Consider the following 15,155-nt stretch of genomic DNA (forward strand, 5'->3'; position numbering starts at 1 on the left):
GCCGGCCGTGGGGTCAGATGCAGCCGCTGACGCTGATACGTCGTCCGACGTTGGCGCACACGTTGACGTTCGGCAGCGGAGGTGGCGGCGGCACCCATACCGGCGGTGGCGGCGGCGGAGGTGGTGGAGGCGCTCCCGGGGGCGGCGGCGGTGGCGGCGGCGGAGGCGGTGGCGGCAGCGCGTCGTTGAGATAGGACAGCGGGTCGGCGCAGGTGCTCACGTCGACGTGGCGACCGCCAATCGAACCGCACAGGGTGGCGTCGGCGACGGGCGTGAGCGGCGTGACCAGACCGCCGACGAACAACAGTGCGGTCACGGCAACGGCGTAGCGCCTCGAGGTGTGCACGTCAATATCGTGCGGCATGGCGGGCCCCAACCACATCCGTTCGGCCGAACCGGTGTCAGATCGTCCGGGCGTCCAGCGCCGCCGCGATCGCCCCGCGACGCGGCGGCACGTGTTCGACCCGCACGGCGTCGCCGATCCGCACCACGCCGGGCTGCACGACATCGGCGTACGCCCCGACCGACGGCGAGTCACCACGCACCGGCACGTCGCGCTGCCTGTCGCGGGTGATCGTGCGCAGGATCTTCTGGTCGCGGGCCAGGCCGGGCTGGGCGCGGGTGGTGACGATGCACCGCGGCGTCGGCATCACCACGTGCAGCAGCACTTCGGCGCCGATGTGCAGGTCGCAGCCGAGCCAGCCGTCCTCGGCGTCCGGTTCCGCGTCGACGAGCAGATTGGGCCGGAACCGGCGGGCGTCCCAGTCGCCATCAGGGTGCCGGTCGGCCAGCCAGCGCAGGGTGCCGGTGGCCGCGAGATGCACCGGCGCCAGGTCGACCAGCACGCCGGGTTCCTCGGTGGCCAGGCGCACCTCGAACCCGAGCAGCTCGGACACCCGCTGGGTCAGCGCGGCGTCGTCGTCGCGTATCACCGCGCCGTCACCGAACTCGACCTCGATCGGCGGCACCGGATCCCCGGACGTCGGCTCACGCAGATACCGGGCATGGCAGTTCAGCAGCGCGCCATGTTGTTTGGCGCTGATGCGATCACCGGACTCGACGGCGAAGAACGCCCGCACCCGGTCGCCCAGCACCCCACCTTCGACAAACGTCAGGTGGTCGGGCTGCTCGCCCCACATCGACTTCACCGGATGGCGCCAGAGCCGTTCGATCACGCTCACAGAGTCCGTCCCGTCGTGAAGCACCGGGTCTCCCCGGTGAGAGGATCCTCGAGTTCCAGTCGCTGCGCCAGGAGCTGCAGTGGCCGGCTGAAGTCGTCGGCGGCCACGTCGAGCACCCGGGGATACAGCGGGTCATTCCTGATCGGCAACCCGATCGACGCCATGTGCACGCGGAGCTGATGCGTGCGGCCGGTGTGCGGCGTCAACCGGTAGAGGTCGTCGCCGAGATGCTCGACCAACGTTTCGGCGTTCACGTCACCCTGCTCCTCATAGGCCTGTAACCGACTGCGCTGCTTGATGATCCGGCTGCGCAGCGCGGTCGGCAGCACGACGGCCGGCGTTCCGGCGGCCCGCGCCAGATAGGTCTTGCGCACCGCGCCGCGGGCGAACATCGTCTGGTAGGCCCCGCGCACGTCGCGGCGCACCGTGAACAGCAGCACCCCCGCGGTCAGCCGGTCCAGCCGGTGCGCCGGCGACAGGTCCGGCAGCGAAAGCGATCGGCGGAGCCGGACCAGCGCGGTCTGGGCGACGTGGCCACCGCGCGGCATGGTGGCCAGGAAGTGTGGCTTGTCGACCACGACGATGTCGTCGTCGCGGTGCAGGATCGGCACGTCGAACGGAACCTCCACCTCGTCGGGCAGGTCGCGGTAGAGGTACACCAGCGAATTCGGCGGCAGCACAGTGCCCGCCGTGACGACGCTGCCATCGGCGGCCAGCACCTCGCCGTTGAATACCTTCTCGGCCGCGGCCTCGCCGAATCGCGAAGCCAGTTCGACGAGCACGGCACCGCCGCGCAGCCGGACCCGCGCGGGACCGAGGCCGTCACGCACCGGCAGCGGCGCCGCCCGCCGCGTCACTTCAGCGGTACCGGTTCGAGGATCTCGGCACGCGCCTCGGGGGCGGCGACGCGCAGCGCGTCGGCGGCCTCGTCGTCCTCCTGCGACTGAGAGAGCACCTCGGCCTCCACCCGGGCCAGATACGTGTCGACCTCGCGGTCGATGTCCTCTGCAGTCCAACCGAGCACCGGCGCAACGATTTCGGCGACTTCACGGGCGCAGTCGACGCCGCGGTGCGGGTACTCGATCGAGATCCGCATCCGGCGGGCCATGATGTCCTCGAGGTGCAGCGCGCCCTCGGCCGCCACGGCGTAGGCCGCCTCCACCTTGAGGTAGACCGGCGCCTCGGTGATCGGGGTGAGCAGCTCGGGGTTTCCGTCGGCCAGCGCGAGCACGTCACCGATCAGCGAGCCGTAGCGGTCCAGCAGATGGCGCACCCGGTAGGGATGCAGGCCGTAGCGCGCACCGACGCTCTGGGTCTGATTGATCAGCGCGAAATAGCCGTCGGCGCCCATCAGCGGCACCTTCTCGGTGATCGACGGCGCCACCCGGGCCGGGATGAACTCGGCGGCCGCGTCGATGGCGTCCTCCCCCATCACCCGGTAAGTGGTGTATTTGCCGCCGGCGATGGCCACCAGACCAGGGGCCGGCACGGCGACGGCGTGCTCGCGGGACAGCTTGGAGGTCTCCTCGCTCTCACCGGCCAGCAGGGGGCGCAGTCCTGCGTAGACGCCGTCGATGTCGTCGTTGGTGAGCGGGGTGGCCAGCACCGTGTTCACCGTCTCGAGGATGTAGTCGATGTCGGCCTTGGTGGCGGCCGGATGCGCCAGGTCGAGGTTCCAGTCGGTGTCGGTGGTGCCGATGATCCAGTGCGTGCCCCACGGGATGACGAACAACACCGACTTCTCGGTGCGCAGGATGATTGCCACCTCGCTGACGACGCGGTCCCGTGGCACCACGACATGCACGCCTTTGGACGCACGCACCCGGAAGCGGCCACGCTGCTTGGACAGCGCCTGGATCTCGTCGGTCCACACGCCGGTGGCGTTCACGACGACGTGGCCGCGCACGTCGGTGACCTCACCGTCCTCGGAGTCGCGGATGCGAACCCCGATGACGCGGTCGCCCTCGCGCAGCAGCGACACCACCTGCGTCGAGGTGCGCACCACGGCGCCGTAGTGCGCGGCGGTGCGGGCCACCGTCATGGTGTGGCGGGCGTCGTCGACGACGGTGTCGAAGTAACGGATGCCGCCGATCAGCGAGCTGCGCTTGAGCCCCGGCGCCAGCCGCAGCGCCCCTGACTTCGTCAGATGTTTCTGCGCGGGAACGGATTTCGCGCCGCCGAGCTGGTCGTAGAGGAAGATGCCCGCGGCCACGTAGGGCCGCTCCCACCATCGGTTGGTCAGCGGGAACAGGAATGGCATCGGCTTGACCAGGTGCGGCGCCAGGGTGGTCAGCGACAGCTCGCGCTCGTGCAAGGCTTCGCGCACCAGCCCGAACTCGAGCTGTTCGAGGTAGCGCAGGCCGCCGTGGAACATCTTGCTGCTGCGGCTCGAGGTCCCGGAGGCGAAGTCACGCGCCTCGACCAGCGCCACCTTGAGACCCCGGGTTGCCGCGTCCAGGGCGGCGCCCGCCCCCACCACGCCGCCGCCGATGACCACAACGTCGAACTGTTCACTGCCCAGCCGCTGCCATGCATCGGCGCGATATGCGGGGCCCAGGAAAGTCTGTCCGCTGCCTGCGATCGGGTCGCCCACTGGAGATCCTCGCCTAGTTACTCGTCGGTACGGTTTGCCCGGTACCCAGGTTACGTGCGGTCAGTCCAGATCGTCGTGTCTCATCAGGCGGCGGCCGGCCTCGGTGATCGATCCCGACAACGACGGATACACCGAGAACGTCTGTGCCAGGTCCTCCACGTCGTTGCCGTTCTGCACGGCCAGCGCGATCGGCACGATCAGCTCCGAGGCGATGGGCGCCACCACCACGCCGCCGATGACCACGCCCGTCGCCGGCCGGCAGAAGATCTTGACGAAGCCGCGGCGCAGGCTCGACATCTTCGCCCGCGCGTTGGTGTTGAGCGGCAGCATCACGGTGCGCGCGGGTACCGAGCCGTCGTCGATCTTGGATTGGGGGACGCCGACCGCGGCGATCTCGGGCCGGGTGAACACCGCGGCGGCCACCGTGCGCAGCCGGATCGGTTCAAGGCCCTCCCCCAGCGCGTGGTACATCGCGATGCGGCCCTGCATGGCCGCCACCGAGGCCAGCAGCATCAGGCCGGTGCAGTCACCTGCGGCGTAGATGCCCGGCACCGACGTGCGGGACACCCGGTCCACGTTCAGGTAGCCGCCCCCGCCCAGCTCGATGCCGACCCGCTCGAGGCCCAGCCCGGAGGTGTTGGGCACCGAGCCGACCGTCATCAGCGCATGGCTGCCCTCCACGGTGCGACCGTCGGCCATCGTCACCAGCACCCCGGTGTCGGTGCGGGTGACGGACTCGGCGCGGGCGTTCTTGACCAGCGTCACGCCGCGTTCGAGCAGTGCGTCCTCGAGCACCGCCGCGGCGTCGGAATCCTCGTGCGGCAGGATCTGGTCGCGGCTGGCCACCACGGTGACCTTCACCCCGAGCTCGGTGTAGGCGTTGACGAACTCCGCGCCGGTGACGCCCGACCCCACGACGATCAGGTGTTCGGGCAGCGCCTCGAGGTCGTAGAGCTGACGCCAGTTGAGGATGCGGTCGCCGTCGGGCTCGGCGCCCTTGAGCACGCGCGGCCTGGCGCCGGTCGCGATCAGCACGACGTCGGCCTTGAGCTCGCTTTCGGAGCCGTCGTGCGCGGTGACCTTGACGGTGTGAGCGGCCATCCCCGGCATGTCGTCGACGAGTTCGCCGCGGCCCGCGATCAGCCGGACACCCTCGTTGCGCAGGCGTTCGGAGATGTCGGCCGATTGCGCCGCGGCCAGCGTCTTCACCCGTTCGTTGATCCGCGGCAGTGAGATCTTGGCGTTGTCGAAGTCCAGCGCATAGCCCAGGTCGGGCGCCCGGCGGAGCTCGGTACGCACGCCGGTTGAGGCGATGAAGGTCTTCGACGGCACGCAGTCCCACAGCACGCAGGCCCCACCGAGGCCGTCACTGTCGACGATGGTGACGTCGACGTCCTCGGGGCCGCGGGCGGCCGCCACGAGCGCTGCCTCATATCCGGCGGGCCCGCCGCCGATGATCACGATGCGGGTTGCCACCGCACCAACCTATCGTCCGCCGCGGCCGGTGGCCGGGTGGATCGCATCCCGGGTCGCCGCCCGGCGTGCGGTTGTGAGATTCGCCGCCGCTCCTGCTCGCGGGCGGGATCGGATTATGCTCTCCTACCGTGCCGCTCTACGCCGCTTACGGCTCCAACATGCATCCCGAGCAGATGATGGAGCGCGCACCGCATTCGCCGATGGCGGGCACCGGTTGGCTGCACGGCTGGCGATTGACCTTCGGTGGGGCCGACATCGGCTGGGAGGGCGCGCTGGCGACCGTCGTCGAGGACCCGCTGTCGAAGGTGTTCGTCGTGCTCTACGACATGACCAAGGAGGACGAGGACACCCTCGACCGCTGGGAGGGCTCCGAGCTCGGCATCCACAAGAAGATCCGCTGCCGGGTGCACCGGCTGTCGTCGGACACCGACACCGATCCGGTGCTGGCCTGGCTGTACGTCGTGGACGCGTGGGAGGGCGGTCTGCCGTCCGCTCGCTACCTCGGGGTGATGGCAGACGCTGCAGAGATCGCGGGCGCCCCGGCGGAATACGTTCATGACCTGCGGACCCGTCCCTCGAGCAACATCGGGCCCGGGTCCAGCTCGACCTAGGTCGTCACCCTCTCTGCCCGCGAGCGACCGTGTCTGTACGCCGACACGCCGCGTTGGGACGGCATTCAACGGTCGCTCACGCGGCGCGAGCGCGCCGCAGCTGCGCATCGACGCGGCCGACGAACTCCCAGGGCCGGGACCGGACATCCTCGGAGACGATCGCTATGACGGTCCACCGGATGTCGAGCAACGCCGCCGCGCGTCGACGATCGTTGCGCATTGCCTCCGGACCGCTGTGCCAGTCGGCCCCGTCGTACTCCACCGCCACCCGCCGGTCCGGCCAGGCGAAGTCGAGCCGTCGGCGCTCGCGGTTGCCGTCCACCACTTCCCACTGCAGTTCCGGCACGGGCAGTCCGCCGTCGAGCATCGCGAGCCGTGCTTCACTCTCCATCGGCGACTCGGCTTGGGGATCGGCGACCGGGATCAGTTCGCGGACCGCGACGATTCCCCGACGACCGGCCTGCTGCACGGCAGCCCGCCACACCTCCGCCCGCCCGCAGGTCCCGCTGCGCAACGCCTTGTCCAGCGTCGCGAGGGCGCGGGGCCGCCGCAACGAGCGGGCCACCTCGACAGCCGTCCACGCTGCGGCGGTGGCGGGCCGGCCGGCGACGACATCGATCGACGCGCCGTCGCGGCGGTGCTCCCTCAAGCCGTCCTCTGAGCGCAGCCGGCATCCGGGGGGACTGAGCACATGCAGGTCGGCGGGCTCCTCGGTGTCGAAGCCGTACAGCGCGGCCGCCGTGCCGAGGCACGCCGGCACCGCCGTGCCGCACGTCAGGTCGAGAGCACGCAACCGCAACTCGTCGGACGGCTCACCGAGGCAGTAGACGCCCTGCCAAAGTCGATTCAGCTCACCGGTTTTCACTCTCGACTCCAGCTGACGCCGAGTGAGGTGGTCGAGAATCTGCGCGCTTGTCGCCACACCGTCCTGCGCGGAGAACACGGCCTGAAGGTCCATGCCCGGAAATGATCATCGATGCGGCGCCGCCGCGATAGACACCGCCGTGGCACCTGTGGATAGCCGACCTTCGATGCCCGCGAGTGACCGCAGAATGCCGCGATCTACGGCGTGTCGGCGTACAGACACGGTCACTCACGGAGACCGCGCCCGGCTAGATCAGGCCGGCCTGCTCGATGATGTTGACCAGCACCCGCACGCCGACGCCCAGCGCCCGCTCGTCGAGGTCGAAGTTCGGCTGGTGCAGATCCAACTGCGGACCGCGGCCGCTCCACACCCCGAGGCGGGCCATCGCGCCCGGCACCTCCTCGAGATACCAGGAGAAGTCCTCACCGCCGCCGGACTGGCGGGTGTCGGCCAGCGCGTCCGGCCCGGTCGCCTCGATGGCGTGGGTGAGGATGCGGGTGGCGACCACCTCGTTGACCACCGGCGGCACGCCGCGCCGGTACTGCACCGTGTGCTCCAGGTTCAGCGGCGCCAACAACGAGGTAACCGCCTCGGTCACAATGGATTCGAGCGTCAGCCAGGTCTCCCGGCTCGCCGTGCGGATGGTGCCGGCCAGCACGCCGGTCTGCGGGATCGCGTTCGCGGCCACCCCGGCGTTCACCGCGCCCCACACCATCACCGTGCTGTTGCGCGGGTCGATGCGCCGCGACAGCACGCCGGGCACACCGGTGATCAGCGTGCCGAGTCCGTACACCAGGTCACCGGTCAGATGCGGCCGCGAGGTGTGCCCGCCGTGCGACTGAAGGCTGATCTCGATCTGGTCGGCCGCCGACGTGATGGGCCCCGGCCGCACCGCGACCTTGCCGACGGCCAGCCGCGGGTCGCAGTGCAGCGCGAAGATCCGTGACACCCCGCTCAGTGCCCCGGCGGCGATCGCGTCGATGGCGCCGCCGGGCATCAGTTCCTCGGCGGCCTGGAAGATCAGCCGCACGCCGACCGGAAGGTCCGGCGCCGACGCCATCGCGAGGGCAGCGCCGAGCAGCACCGCGGTGTGGGCGTCGTGGCCGCAGGCGTGCGCGACGTTGGGCACCACCGACGTGTACGGCGCCCCGGTGCGCTCGGCCATCGGCAGTGCGTCCATGTCGGCGCGCAATGCGATCCGTGGGCCGGTCTCCGGGCCGAAGTCGCAGATCAAGCCGGTGCCGCCGGGCAGCATCTTCGGGTTCAGGCCTGCGTCGGCCAGCGCGGTGGCGACGAACTGCGTGGTCGCGAACTCCTGGCGGCCCAGTTCGGGGTGGGCGTGGATGTGCCGTCGCCACGACACCAGATCCTCATAGTGGGCGGCGAGCCAGCGGTCGGCGACGTCCTGCAGCGTCATCGCACCCGCCTCGCCTGCCGGTCGAGCACGCGGTCGCGCTGCTCGGGTGACTCGGCCAGCGCGACCACCGTGCGGGCCAGCATGGTCGCGCCCTCGACGACCGCCGTGTCGGCACTCGGACCCGCGGCGGCCGCGGTGAACGCCGGCTGGTGGATCGAGGCGCCGCCCGCGTCGATGCCGATGACCGGATGGATGCCGGGCAGCACCTGGGTGACGTTGCCCATGTCGGTGCTGCCCAGCGGCACCGACGCCTCCAACTCCTGAGCCAGCGGTTCGCGGCCCAGCCGGCGCATCTCCGCGCGGAAGGTCTCGGCCAGCCACCGGTCGGGGGTCAGCTCGGCGTACGGCGGCGCGGTCTCGGCGACCTCGTGGCGGCATCCGGTGGCGACGGCCCCGGCCGCGAAGCAGCCGGCCATCCGGCCCTCCAATTCTTCGAGCGCCTGCGAGTCGGCGGCGCGCATGGTGTAGCGGAGTTCGGCGTGCGCCGGGATGACGTTGGTCGCCTGGCCGCCGTCGGTGACGATGCCGTGCACCATCTGCCCGGGTGAGAGTTGTTGGCGCAGAAGCCCGATGGCCACCTGAGCGACGGTGACCGCGTCGGCGGCGTTGATGCCGAGATGCGGCGCGACGGCGGCATGGGACTCGCGGCCGGTGTAGGTGACCGAGACCTCCGACAGCGCCAGTGACCGTGCCGCGGCGATGTCGACCGGCCCGGGGTGCAGCATCACCGCCGTCGCGACGTCGTCGAACGCACCGGCCGCCAGCAGCAGCGCCTTGCCACCGCCTGCCTCCTCGGCCGGGGTGCCGATCAGCGCCACCGTCAGCCCGAGCTCGTCGGCCACCTCGGCCAGGGCAAGCGCCGTTCCGACCGCCGACGCGGCGATGATGTTGTGTCCGCAGGCGTGGCCGATGCCGGGCAGCGCGTCGTACTCCGCGCAGATCCCCACCACCAGCGGGCCGCTGCCGAAGTCGGCGCGAAACGCCGTGTCGAGACCGCCGAGGGGCGTGGTGACCTCGAACCCGCGCTCGGCGACCAGGGCCGCCGTCTTGGCGCAGCTGCGATGCTCGTCGAAGGCCAGCTCGGGCTCGGCGTGGATGGCGTGCGACAGCTCGACCAGGTCGCCGCGGCGGCGTTGCACGACGTCCTCGACGCGTGACGACGCGGTGGCGGTGGGCATTTCCGCAGTATCTCACTTGAGCTTTGCCCGCGCCGCGGGCCTCGGCGCAGCGCCGGACCGGCGGCTAAGCTCGCCTACCGTGACTTCACCGGACGCGGCCGCAGCCGCCGCGGCGGCCGCGATCGCCGAGCGCACCGGTGTCGACGCCCACGACGTCGCGGTGGTGCTGGGTTCGGGCTGGGCGCCCGCGGCCGATGCGCTGGGCGATCCGGTGGCGACGGTGCCGATGGCCGAACTGCCCGGATTCACCCCGCCCAGCGCGGAAGGCCACCGCGGCCAGGTGCTGTCGACGCGGATCGGGAACCGGCGGGTGCTGGTGCTCGTCGGGCGGATCCACGCCTACGAGGGCTACGACCTGCGACACGTCGTGCATCCGGTGCGGACCGCGTGTGCGGCCGGCGCCGCGACGGTGGTGCTGACCAACGCCGCGGGCGGTCTGCGCCCGGAGTACTCAGTGGGCCAGCCCGTGCTGATCAGCGACCATCTCAATCTGACCTCTAGGTCGCCGCTGGTCGGCGCCCAGTTCGTCGACCTGGTCGATGCATATTCGCCGCGGCTGCGCGCGGTCGCCCGCGAGATCGAGCCGTCGCTGGCCGAGGGTGTGTACGCCGGGTTACCCGGTCCGCACTACGAGACGCCCGCCGAGATCCGGATGTTGCGCACGCTCGGCGCCGACCTGGTCGGCATGTCGACGGTGCACGAGACGATCGCGGCGAGGGGGTGCGGCGCCGAGGTGCTGGCCTTCTCACTGGTGACGAATCTGGCCGCCGGCATGACCGGAGCGCCGCTGAGCCACGAGGAGGTGCTGGCCGCAGGGCGTCAGTCCGCCACGCGGATGGGTTCCCTGCTGGCCGGGGTCATCTCGCGGCTCTGACCGTCGCCGCGCTGCTCGCCCTCGCCGTCGCGGCGGCCGAGTCGCCGGCCGAGGTGCACCATTGCGCGGGCCAGCAGCGGCGCCGCGAACAGCATCAGCAGCACCCGGAGCACCTGGGCGGCGATGATGAACGTGACGTTGGAGCCGGTCTCAACGGCGGTGGCGAGCACCGCGTAGACCCCGCCCGGGCTGGTGGCGAGGTAGCCCTCCAGCGGGGTGAGGGACGTGAAGTGCGCCAGCAGGACACCGAGGCCGGCCGTGCCGACGCCGAGGGCGACGATGAGGCCGACGGCGGTGGGCAGGATCCTGGCGATCGCCCGCAAGGACTCGGTGGTGAACGCCAGCCCCGCCTGCCAGCCGATCAGCATGTACGCGACCTGCACGAGCACCACCGGCACGGCCAGCCCGAACGACATCCCGGTCAGCTGCATCGCCACGGTCAGTCCCAGCGGGCCGAGCAGTCCGGCGCCCGGCAGGTGCAGCAACCTGCCACCGACGGCACCGACGAGAACCAGCGCGGTCATCATGGCGAGGCTGAGATACCAGGGCGCGGTGTCGGTCGGCACGGTCGATGCCGGATGAGAGCGGTCGGCGTGGTAGACGAGCGTCACGACCAGCGGCATCGACGCGGTGACCATGGCGACGCGCAGGTACTGCACCACCGACACCACCCGGTCGTCACCGCCGAGTTCGCGGGCGATGGCGACCAGCCCGGAGGCGCCGCCCGCGACCAGTGCCAGGCTGCCGGTCAGGGGGCTGACGGTGCGGTGCAGTCCGAGTACTGCTCCGGCGATCAGGCTCAGCACCAGGGTGGCCACCACGACGGCCAGCACGATCGGCCAGTCCGAGCCCAGCGTGGCCGCCGCGTCGTGCTGGACCATGGTGCCGATGTAGACACCGAGGACGCCCTGGGCGGCGACGCCGGCGCGGCGCGGGATCCGGGCGGGCGCCAGCGACGTCAGGGCGAGCGCGATACCGACGACGAGCGCCGCGAACAGCGCGGCCGAGGGCACGTTGACGAGGGTGAGCGGCACCGTCACGCCGACTGTCGCCGCCACCAGGAGCAGCCACTTCAGCGCGCGCCGCATCGCACCTCCATCGTTTCCGGAACGTTCAACAACAAGTATGTCCTTGGCATCTCTTGATCGCAACATGGGACAAACTGCGCATCAATAGCAAAGAGCCAAGGTATAACTTGGCTATGGCTCGAATCGATCCCTCCGACACCGCCGCCACCGAACTGCGGGAGGCGGTGATGGGGGTGGCCCGGCAGCTGCGCCGCCACCGTCCCGACCACGGGCTCACCCTCAGCCAGATGGAGGTGCTCGGCGAGGTCAGCCGGTCCGGTGTGACGACCCCCGCCGAACTCGGGGCCCGGATGCAGGTCCGTGTGCAGTCGCTGACCGACGGCATCAACGAACTCGTCGGCCGTGAGCTGATCGCCCGCAGGCCCGACGAGCGGGACCGGCGGCGCCAGCTGATCGAGCTCACCCCGGCAGGAACGGCGCTGCTCGAGGCCGATCGCGCCGAGCGCGACGCATGGTTGCAGGCGACCATGCGCGACGTCCTCTCCGATCTGGAGTTCGACCTGCTCATGCTCGTCGCACCGGTGCTACGGAAGCTGGCTTACACCGACGGTAAATTGGGCACACTTGGCCCATGACTCAGTCGGTGACCTCGACGACCGTGCAGGAGTGGATCGCCCACGACCCCGACCCCGAGACCGCTGCGGAGTTGTCGGCGTGTAGCGAAGAGGAACTCGACGAACGCTTCGGGCGGTCGCTGACCTTCGGCACGGCGGGTCTGCGGGGCCCGCTGCGCGGCGGGCCGAACGGCATGAACCTGGCCGTCGTGCTGCGCACCACCTGGGGTGTCGCACAGGTCTTGGAGCGGCGCGGCCTTGGCGGCACGCAGGTGGTCGTCGGCCGCGATGCCCGCCACAAGTCCGATGAGTTCGCGTTGGCCACGGCCGAGGTGCTCACGGCCCGGGGCTTCGAGGTGATGCTGATGCTGGCCGCGGTGCCCACCCCGATCGTGGCATTCATGGTGCGGCACATGCACGCCACCGCAGGGATCCAGATCACCGCGTCGCACAACCCGCCTGGCGACAATGGCTACAAGGTGTACTTCGAGCACGGGCTGCAGATCAACTCACCCATCGATGAGGAGATCGAGGCTGCGATCGCCGAGGCGCCGCCCGCCGACGAGATCCCGCGGGCCAAGGTGGAAACCGGTGGGATGGAGGAGATCCGGCACTACATCGCGCGCGCCGCAAATGTCCGCCGCACCACCGACGACGTGCGGGTGGCTCTGACGCCACTGCACGGGGTGGGCGGCGACTACGCGCTCGACGCACTGGTGCGGGCCGGGATCACCGACATCCACGTGGTGGAGAACCAGTTCCAGCCCGATCCCGACTTCCCGACGGTGCCGTCGCCCAACCCGGAGGAACCCGGCGCCACCGACGCGCTGCTCGAACTCGCGGCGGACAAGGACGCCGACATCGCCATCGCGCTGGACCCGGATGCCGACCGCTGTGCCGTCGGCATACCCACATCCGAGGGCTGGCGCATGCTGTCCGGCGACGAAACCGGTTGGCTTCTGGGCGATTACACCCTCTCGCAGATCGATCCCGGGCCGGTGTCCGAGGACGTCCTGGTGGCGAGTTCGGTGGTGTCGTCGCGGATGCTGGCCCGGATCGCCGAGGCCCACGGCGCCCAGCACCTGGAGACGCTTACCGGATTCAAGTGGCTGGCGCGCGCTGACGATCAGATACCGGGCTCGACCCTGGTCTACGCCTACGAGGAGGCGATCGGCCACTGCGTCGACCCGTCGGCGGTGCGCGACAAGGACGGCATCAGCGCGATGGTGCTCGCGTGCGACCTGGTCGCCGCCCTCAAGGCGCAGGGCCGCACGGTGCAGGATGCACTCGACGCGCTGGCGCGCCGGCACGGGGTGCACACCACCACCGCGGTGTCGCGGCCGGTGGCCGACGCCGACGAGGCCGCCGACGTGCTGACCCGGTTGCGCGACACTCCGCCGGACCGGTTGTGCGGCTACGAGGTGAGCGTGACCGACCTGCTGCAGGCCGACGACCACCGCCGCACCGATGCGCTGATACTCACCGCCGGTGATGCCGAAACCTCCGTGCGGCTGGTCGTCCGGCCCTCGGGCACCGAGCCGAAGGTCAAGTCCTACATCGAGGTTCGGGTGTCGTGCCACGACGACGAAGACCTCGAGACCGCCCGCGGCCGGGCCAGGGAACTGCAGGACGAACTGGTCGCCGTCGCCCGGCAGTGGTGAGGCCTCAGCGCGGGCCGAACTGACGGTCCCCGGCGTCGCCGAGTCCCGGCACGATGTAGGCCACGTTGTTCAACCCCTCGTCGACCGCGGCGGTGTAGAGCCGCAGGTCCGGCGCGACCCGCTCGAGCGCGGTCAGCCCCTCCGGCGCGGCCACCACGCAGATGGCGGTGATGTCGACGGCGTCACGGGCCTGCAGCAGGCCGAGGGTGTGCGCCATCGAACCGCCGGTCGCCAGCATCGGGTCGAGCACGAACACCGGCCACCGGCTGAGGTCGTCGGGCAGCGACTCGAGGTAGGGCGCAGGCTCGTGGGTGTCCTCGTTGCGCGCGACACCGACGAAGCCCACCCGCGCCTCGGGGATCAGCGCGTGCGCCTGGTCGACCATCCCGAGCCCGGCGCGCAGCACCGGAACCAGCAGCGGTGGATTCGCCAGCCGGTGACCGGTGGTGTCGGCGAGCGGTGTGCGCACCGCTATCGCCTCGGTCTCCGCGTCGCGGGTCGCCTCGTACACCAGCATCAGGGTCAGGTCGCGTAGCGCGGCACGGAACCCGGCGTTGTCGGTGCGCTCGTCACGCATCGTGGTGAGCCGCGCCGCGGCCAGGGGGTGGTCGACGACTCGGACGTCCATCACCGAACCCTATCGGCGATCGCGGCGCCGGGACCGGTGGAACCGACGGACGGTGCCGGCCGTCGTAATCCGCATGCACGCCGACACCCTGCTCGCCGACACCGGGTCGATCCGCACCTTCGGTCGCGCCGCCGACGTCCAGGCCGCCGAATTGCTCGCGGCGGCCGCGACCCTCGCGGCCGCTCCGGCGCCGACAGGACTCGGACCGGTCGCGGCGAGGTTTCTGGCCGCGCTGGCCGAGGCGATGTCCGCCGGATCGCGGGAGATCGCCACGCTCGGGGAGCGGGTCTCCGCCGGCGCCGGCGCCGCCGACGCGTCGGCGCGGCAATACGACGCCACCGCACAGCGCGGCGCGGACCGACTCGTCAGGCAGGTCTGATCGTGCCGAGCGCACTGGTCGCGGCCCTGTCGGCGCCGATCCGGGACGTGCGGTCGATGGTCGGGCCCGGCTGGCCGGGCGGCGCTGGGGAACCGGTGACGCTGCTGGCCGGCGTGCGCGACGCACTGACGGGTGTGTCGGCGTCCGTTGGTGGTGCGGCGAGCGACATCGCCGGGGTGTGGCGCGGCGCAGGCGCCGACGGGGCGACGGCGTTCACGGCATCGGTCGTCGCGGCCACCGATGCGCTCACCGCCCACGCCGATCGTCTCGGCCATGCCGCCCGTGACGCGGGCACGGCGGTCGCCGACGCGCGGGCGCGCCTCGACGCGATCGTGGCCGGCTTCGAGGCCCGTGCCGCCGCACTCGAACCGCATCTCGACGATCCGGGTGTCGCCGAGGAGTTGGTGGCCGAGGCCAGGCGGTCGTTGCGAGAGGCGATCGCCGTGGTCGAGGACCTCCGCGCACGGCTCGACGCGCGGGCGGCCGAGGTGACGGCGCCCTCGGGAGCGCCCGCGCCGACCAGTCCGGCGGGCTTCTCGGCGCCGTCGCTGCCAAGCATGGGTTCGGGATCGGGTGGCGGACCGGGCTCAGGTGGTGGCCTGTCGGACCTGGGGTCCGCGGCGGGGCCGGGTGTGGCGGCGCTGGCGTCG

15 protein-coding genes and 1 pseudogene are annotated in these 15,155 nt (G+C 71.2%); 6 read left to right on the forward strand and 10 right to left on the reverse strand.

The genetic code is table 11. From position 1 onward, the window contains the following. Nucleotides 1-13 precede the first annotated feature (13 nt). From H7I41_RS29985 to H7I41_RS30005, 5 genes are read right to left on the reverse strand one after another with little or no spacing between them, the layout of a single operon-like run. Nucleotides 14-346, reverse strand: a complete 333-nt coding sequence (locus H7I41_RS29985; RefSeq protein WP_264016298.1) for an RNA-binding protein — start codon at nucleotides 344-346, stop codon at nucleotides 14-16. A 55-nt stretch (nucleotides 347-401) separates the two neighbouring features. After that, a complete protein-coding gene (locus tag H7I41_RS29990; RefSeq protein WP_264016299.1) occupies nucleotides 402-1,175 on the reverse strand; it encodes an MOSC domain-containing protein in 774 nt (257 codons plus the stop codon). 2 nt (nucleotides 1,176-1,177) lie between these two features. Further along, complete coding sequence (locus tag H7I41_RS29995; RefSeq protein WP_264016301.1) at nucleotides 1,178-2,038, reverse strand: pseudouridine synthase; 861 nt, start codon at nucleotides 2,036-2,038, stop codon at nucleotides 1,178-1,180. Further along, entirely contained in the window at nucleotides 2,035-3,774 is a 1,740-nt protein-coding gene (locus tag H7I41_RS30000; RefSeq protein ID WP_264016302.1) for a glycerol-3-phosphate dehydrogenase/oxidase, read from the reverse strand. The genes H7I41_RS29995 and H7I41_RS30000 overlap by 4 nt, the downstream gene beginning before the upstream one ends. 60 nt (nucleotides 3,775-3,834) lie before the next feature. Then, nucleotides 3,835-5,250 (reverse strand): NAD(P)H-quinone dehydrogenase, encoded by a 1,416-nt coding sequence (locus H7I41_RS30005; protein WP_264016303.1) that lies wholly within the window; start codon nucleotides 5,248-5,250, stop codon nucleotides 3,835-3,837. A gap of 128 nt (nucleotides 5,251-5,378) precedes the next feature. On the opposite strand from H7I41_RS30005, the gene H7I41_RS30010 reads away from it, so the two are divergent. Continuing rightward, entirely contained in the window at nucleotides 5,379-5,861 is a 483-nt protein-coding gene (locus H7I41_RS30010; protein ID WP_264016304.1) for a gamma-glutamylcyclotransferase family protein, read from the forward strand. Nucleotides 5,862-5,937: 76 nt separating this feature from the next. Here the strand turns inward: H7I41_RS30010 and H7I41_RS30015 are convergent, their stop codons facing one another. From H7I41_RS30015 to H7I41_RS30025, 3 genes are all read right to left on the reverse strand, one after another. Next, nucleotides 5,938-6,819 carry a type IV toxin-antitoxin system AbiEi family antitoxin gene (locus H7I41_RS30015; protein ID WP_264016305.1) on the reverse strand — a complete coding sequence of 294 codons (882 nt, stop codon included), beginning with the start codon at nucleotides 6,817-6,819 and terminating at the stop codon, nucleotides 5,938-5,940. Nucleotides 6,820-6,973: 154 nt separating this feature from the next. Then, nucleotides 6,974-8,143 (reverse strand): amidohydrolase, encoded by a 1,170-nt coding sequence (locus H7I41_RS30020; protein ID WP_264016306.1) that lies wholly within the window; start codon nucleotides 8,141-8,143, stop codon nucleotides 6,974-6,976. Further along, nucleotides 8,140-9,321, reverse strand: coding sequence for a M20 family metallopeptidase (locus H7I41_RS30025; protein ID WP_264016307.1), 1,182 nt, complete (start codon nucleotides 9,319-9,321; stop codon nucleotides 8,140-8,142). The genes H7I41_RS30020 and H7I41_RS30025 overlap by 4 nt, the downstream gene beginning before the upstream one ends. A gap of 79 nt (nucleotides 9,322-9,400) precedes the next feature. Here H7I41_RS30025 and H7I41_RS30030 point away from each other — a divergent pair, with 79 nt between their 5' ends. Then, the gene (locus tag H7I41_RS30030) at nucleotides 9,401-10,195 is read left to right on the forward strand and encodes a purine-nucleoside phosphorylase (protein WP_264016309.1); all 795 of its coding nucleotides are present in this window, start codon (nucleotides 9,401-9,403) and stop codon (nucleotides 10,193-10,195) included. Here the strand turns inward: H7I41_RS30030 and H7I41_RS30035 are convergent. After that, nucleotides 10,141-11,283 carry an AbrB family protein gene (locus H7I41_RS30035; RefSeq protein WP_264016310.1) on the reverse strand — a complete coding sequence of 381 codons (1,143 nt, stop codon included), beginning with the start codon at nucleotides 11,281-11,283 and terminating at the stop codon, nucleotides 10,141-10,143. The genes H7I41_RS30030 and H7I41_RS30035 overlap by 55 nt on opposite strands. Nucleotides 11,284-11,396: 113 nt before the next feature. Between H7I41_RS30035 and H7I41_RS30040 the strand changes: the two genes are divergently transcribed. Continuing rightward, nucleotides 11,397-11,858, forward strand: a complete 462-nt coding sequence (locus tag H7I41_RS30040; protein WP_264016311.1) for a MarR family winged helix-turn-helix transcriptional regulator — start codon at nucleotides 11,397-11,399, stop codon at nucleotides 11,856-11,858. Then, a complete protein-coding gene (locus tag H7I41_RS30045) occupies nucleotides 11,855-13,498 on the forward strand; it encodes a phospho-sugar mutase (protein ID WP_264016312.1) in 1,644 nt (547 codons plus the stop codon). The genes H7I41_RS30040 and H7I41_RS30045 overlap by 4 nt, the downstream gene beginning before the upstream one ends. A 4-nt stretch (nucleotides 13,499-13,502) precedes the next feature. On the opposite strand, the gene upp is transcribed toward H7I41_RS30045, so the two are convergent. Beyond that, on the reverse strand, nucleotides 13,503-14,126 hold the full coding sequence (upp, locus tag H7I41_RS30050; RefSeq protein ID WP_264016313.1) for a uracil phosphoribosyltransferase: 624 nt from the start codon (nucleotides 14,124-14,126) through the stop codon (nucleotides 13,503-13,505). Nucleotides 14,127-14,178: 52 nt separating this feature from the next. Between upp and H7I41_RS30055 the strand changes: the two genes are divergently transcribed. Both H7I41_RS30055 and H7I41_RS30060 read left to right on the forward strand, forming a co-directional pair. Beyond that, complete coding sequence (locus H7I41_RS30055; RefSeq protein ID WP_264016314.1) at nucleotides 14,179-14,505, forward strand: hypothetical protein; 327 nt, start codon at nucleotides 14,179-14,181, stop codon at nucleotides 14,503-14,505. 2 nt (nucleotides 14,506-14,507) lie between these two features. Continuing rightward, nucleotides 14,508-15,155: pseudogene (locus tag H7I41_RS30060) on the forward strand (glycoside hydrolase); the annotation flags it as partial.

Origin of the sequence: [Mycobacterium] manitobense (assembly GCF_025821665.1) — a bacterium.
In the GTDB taxonomy this organism is placed as follows: Bacteria; Actinomycetota; Actinomycetes; order Mycobacteriales; family Mycobacteriaceae; genus Mycobacterium; species Mycobacterium arseniciresistens.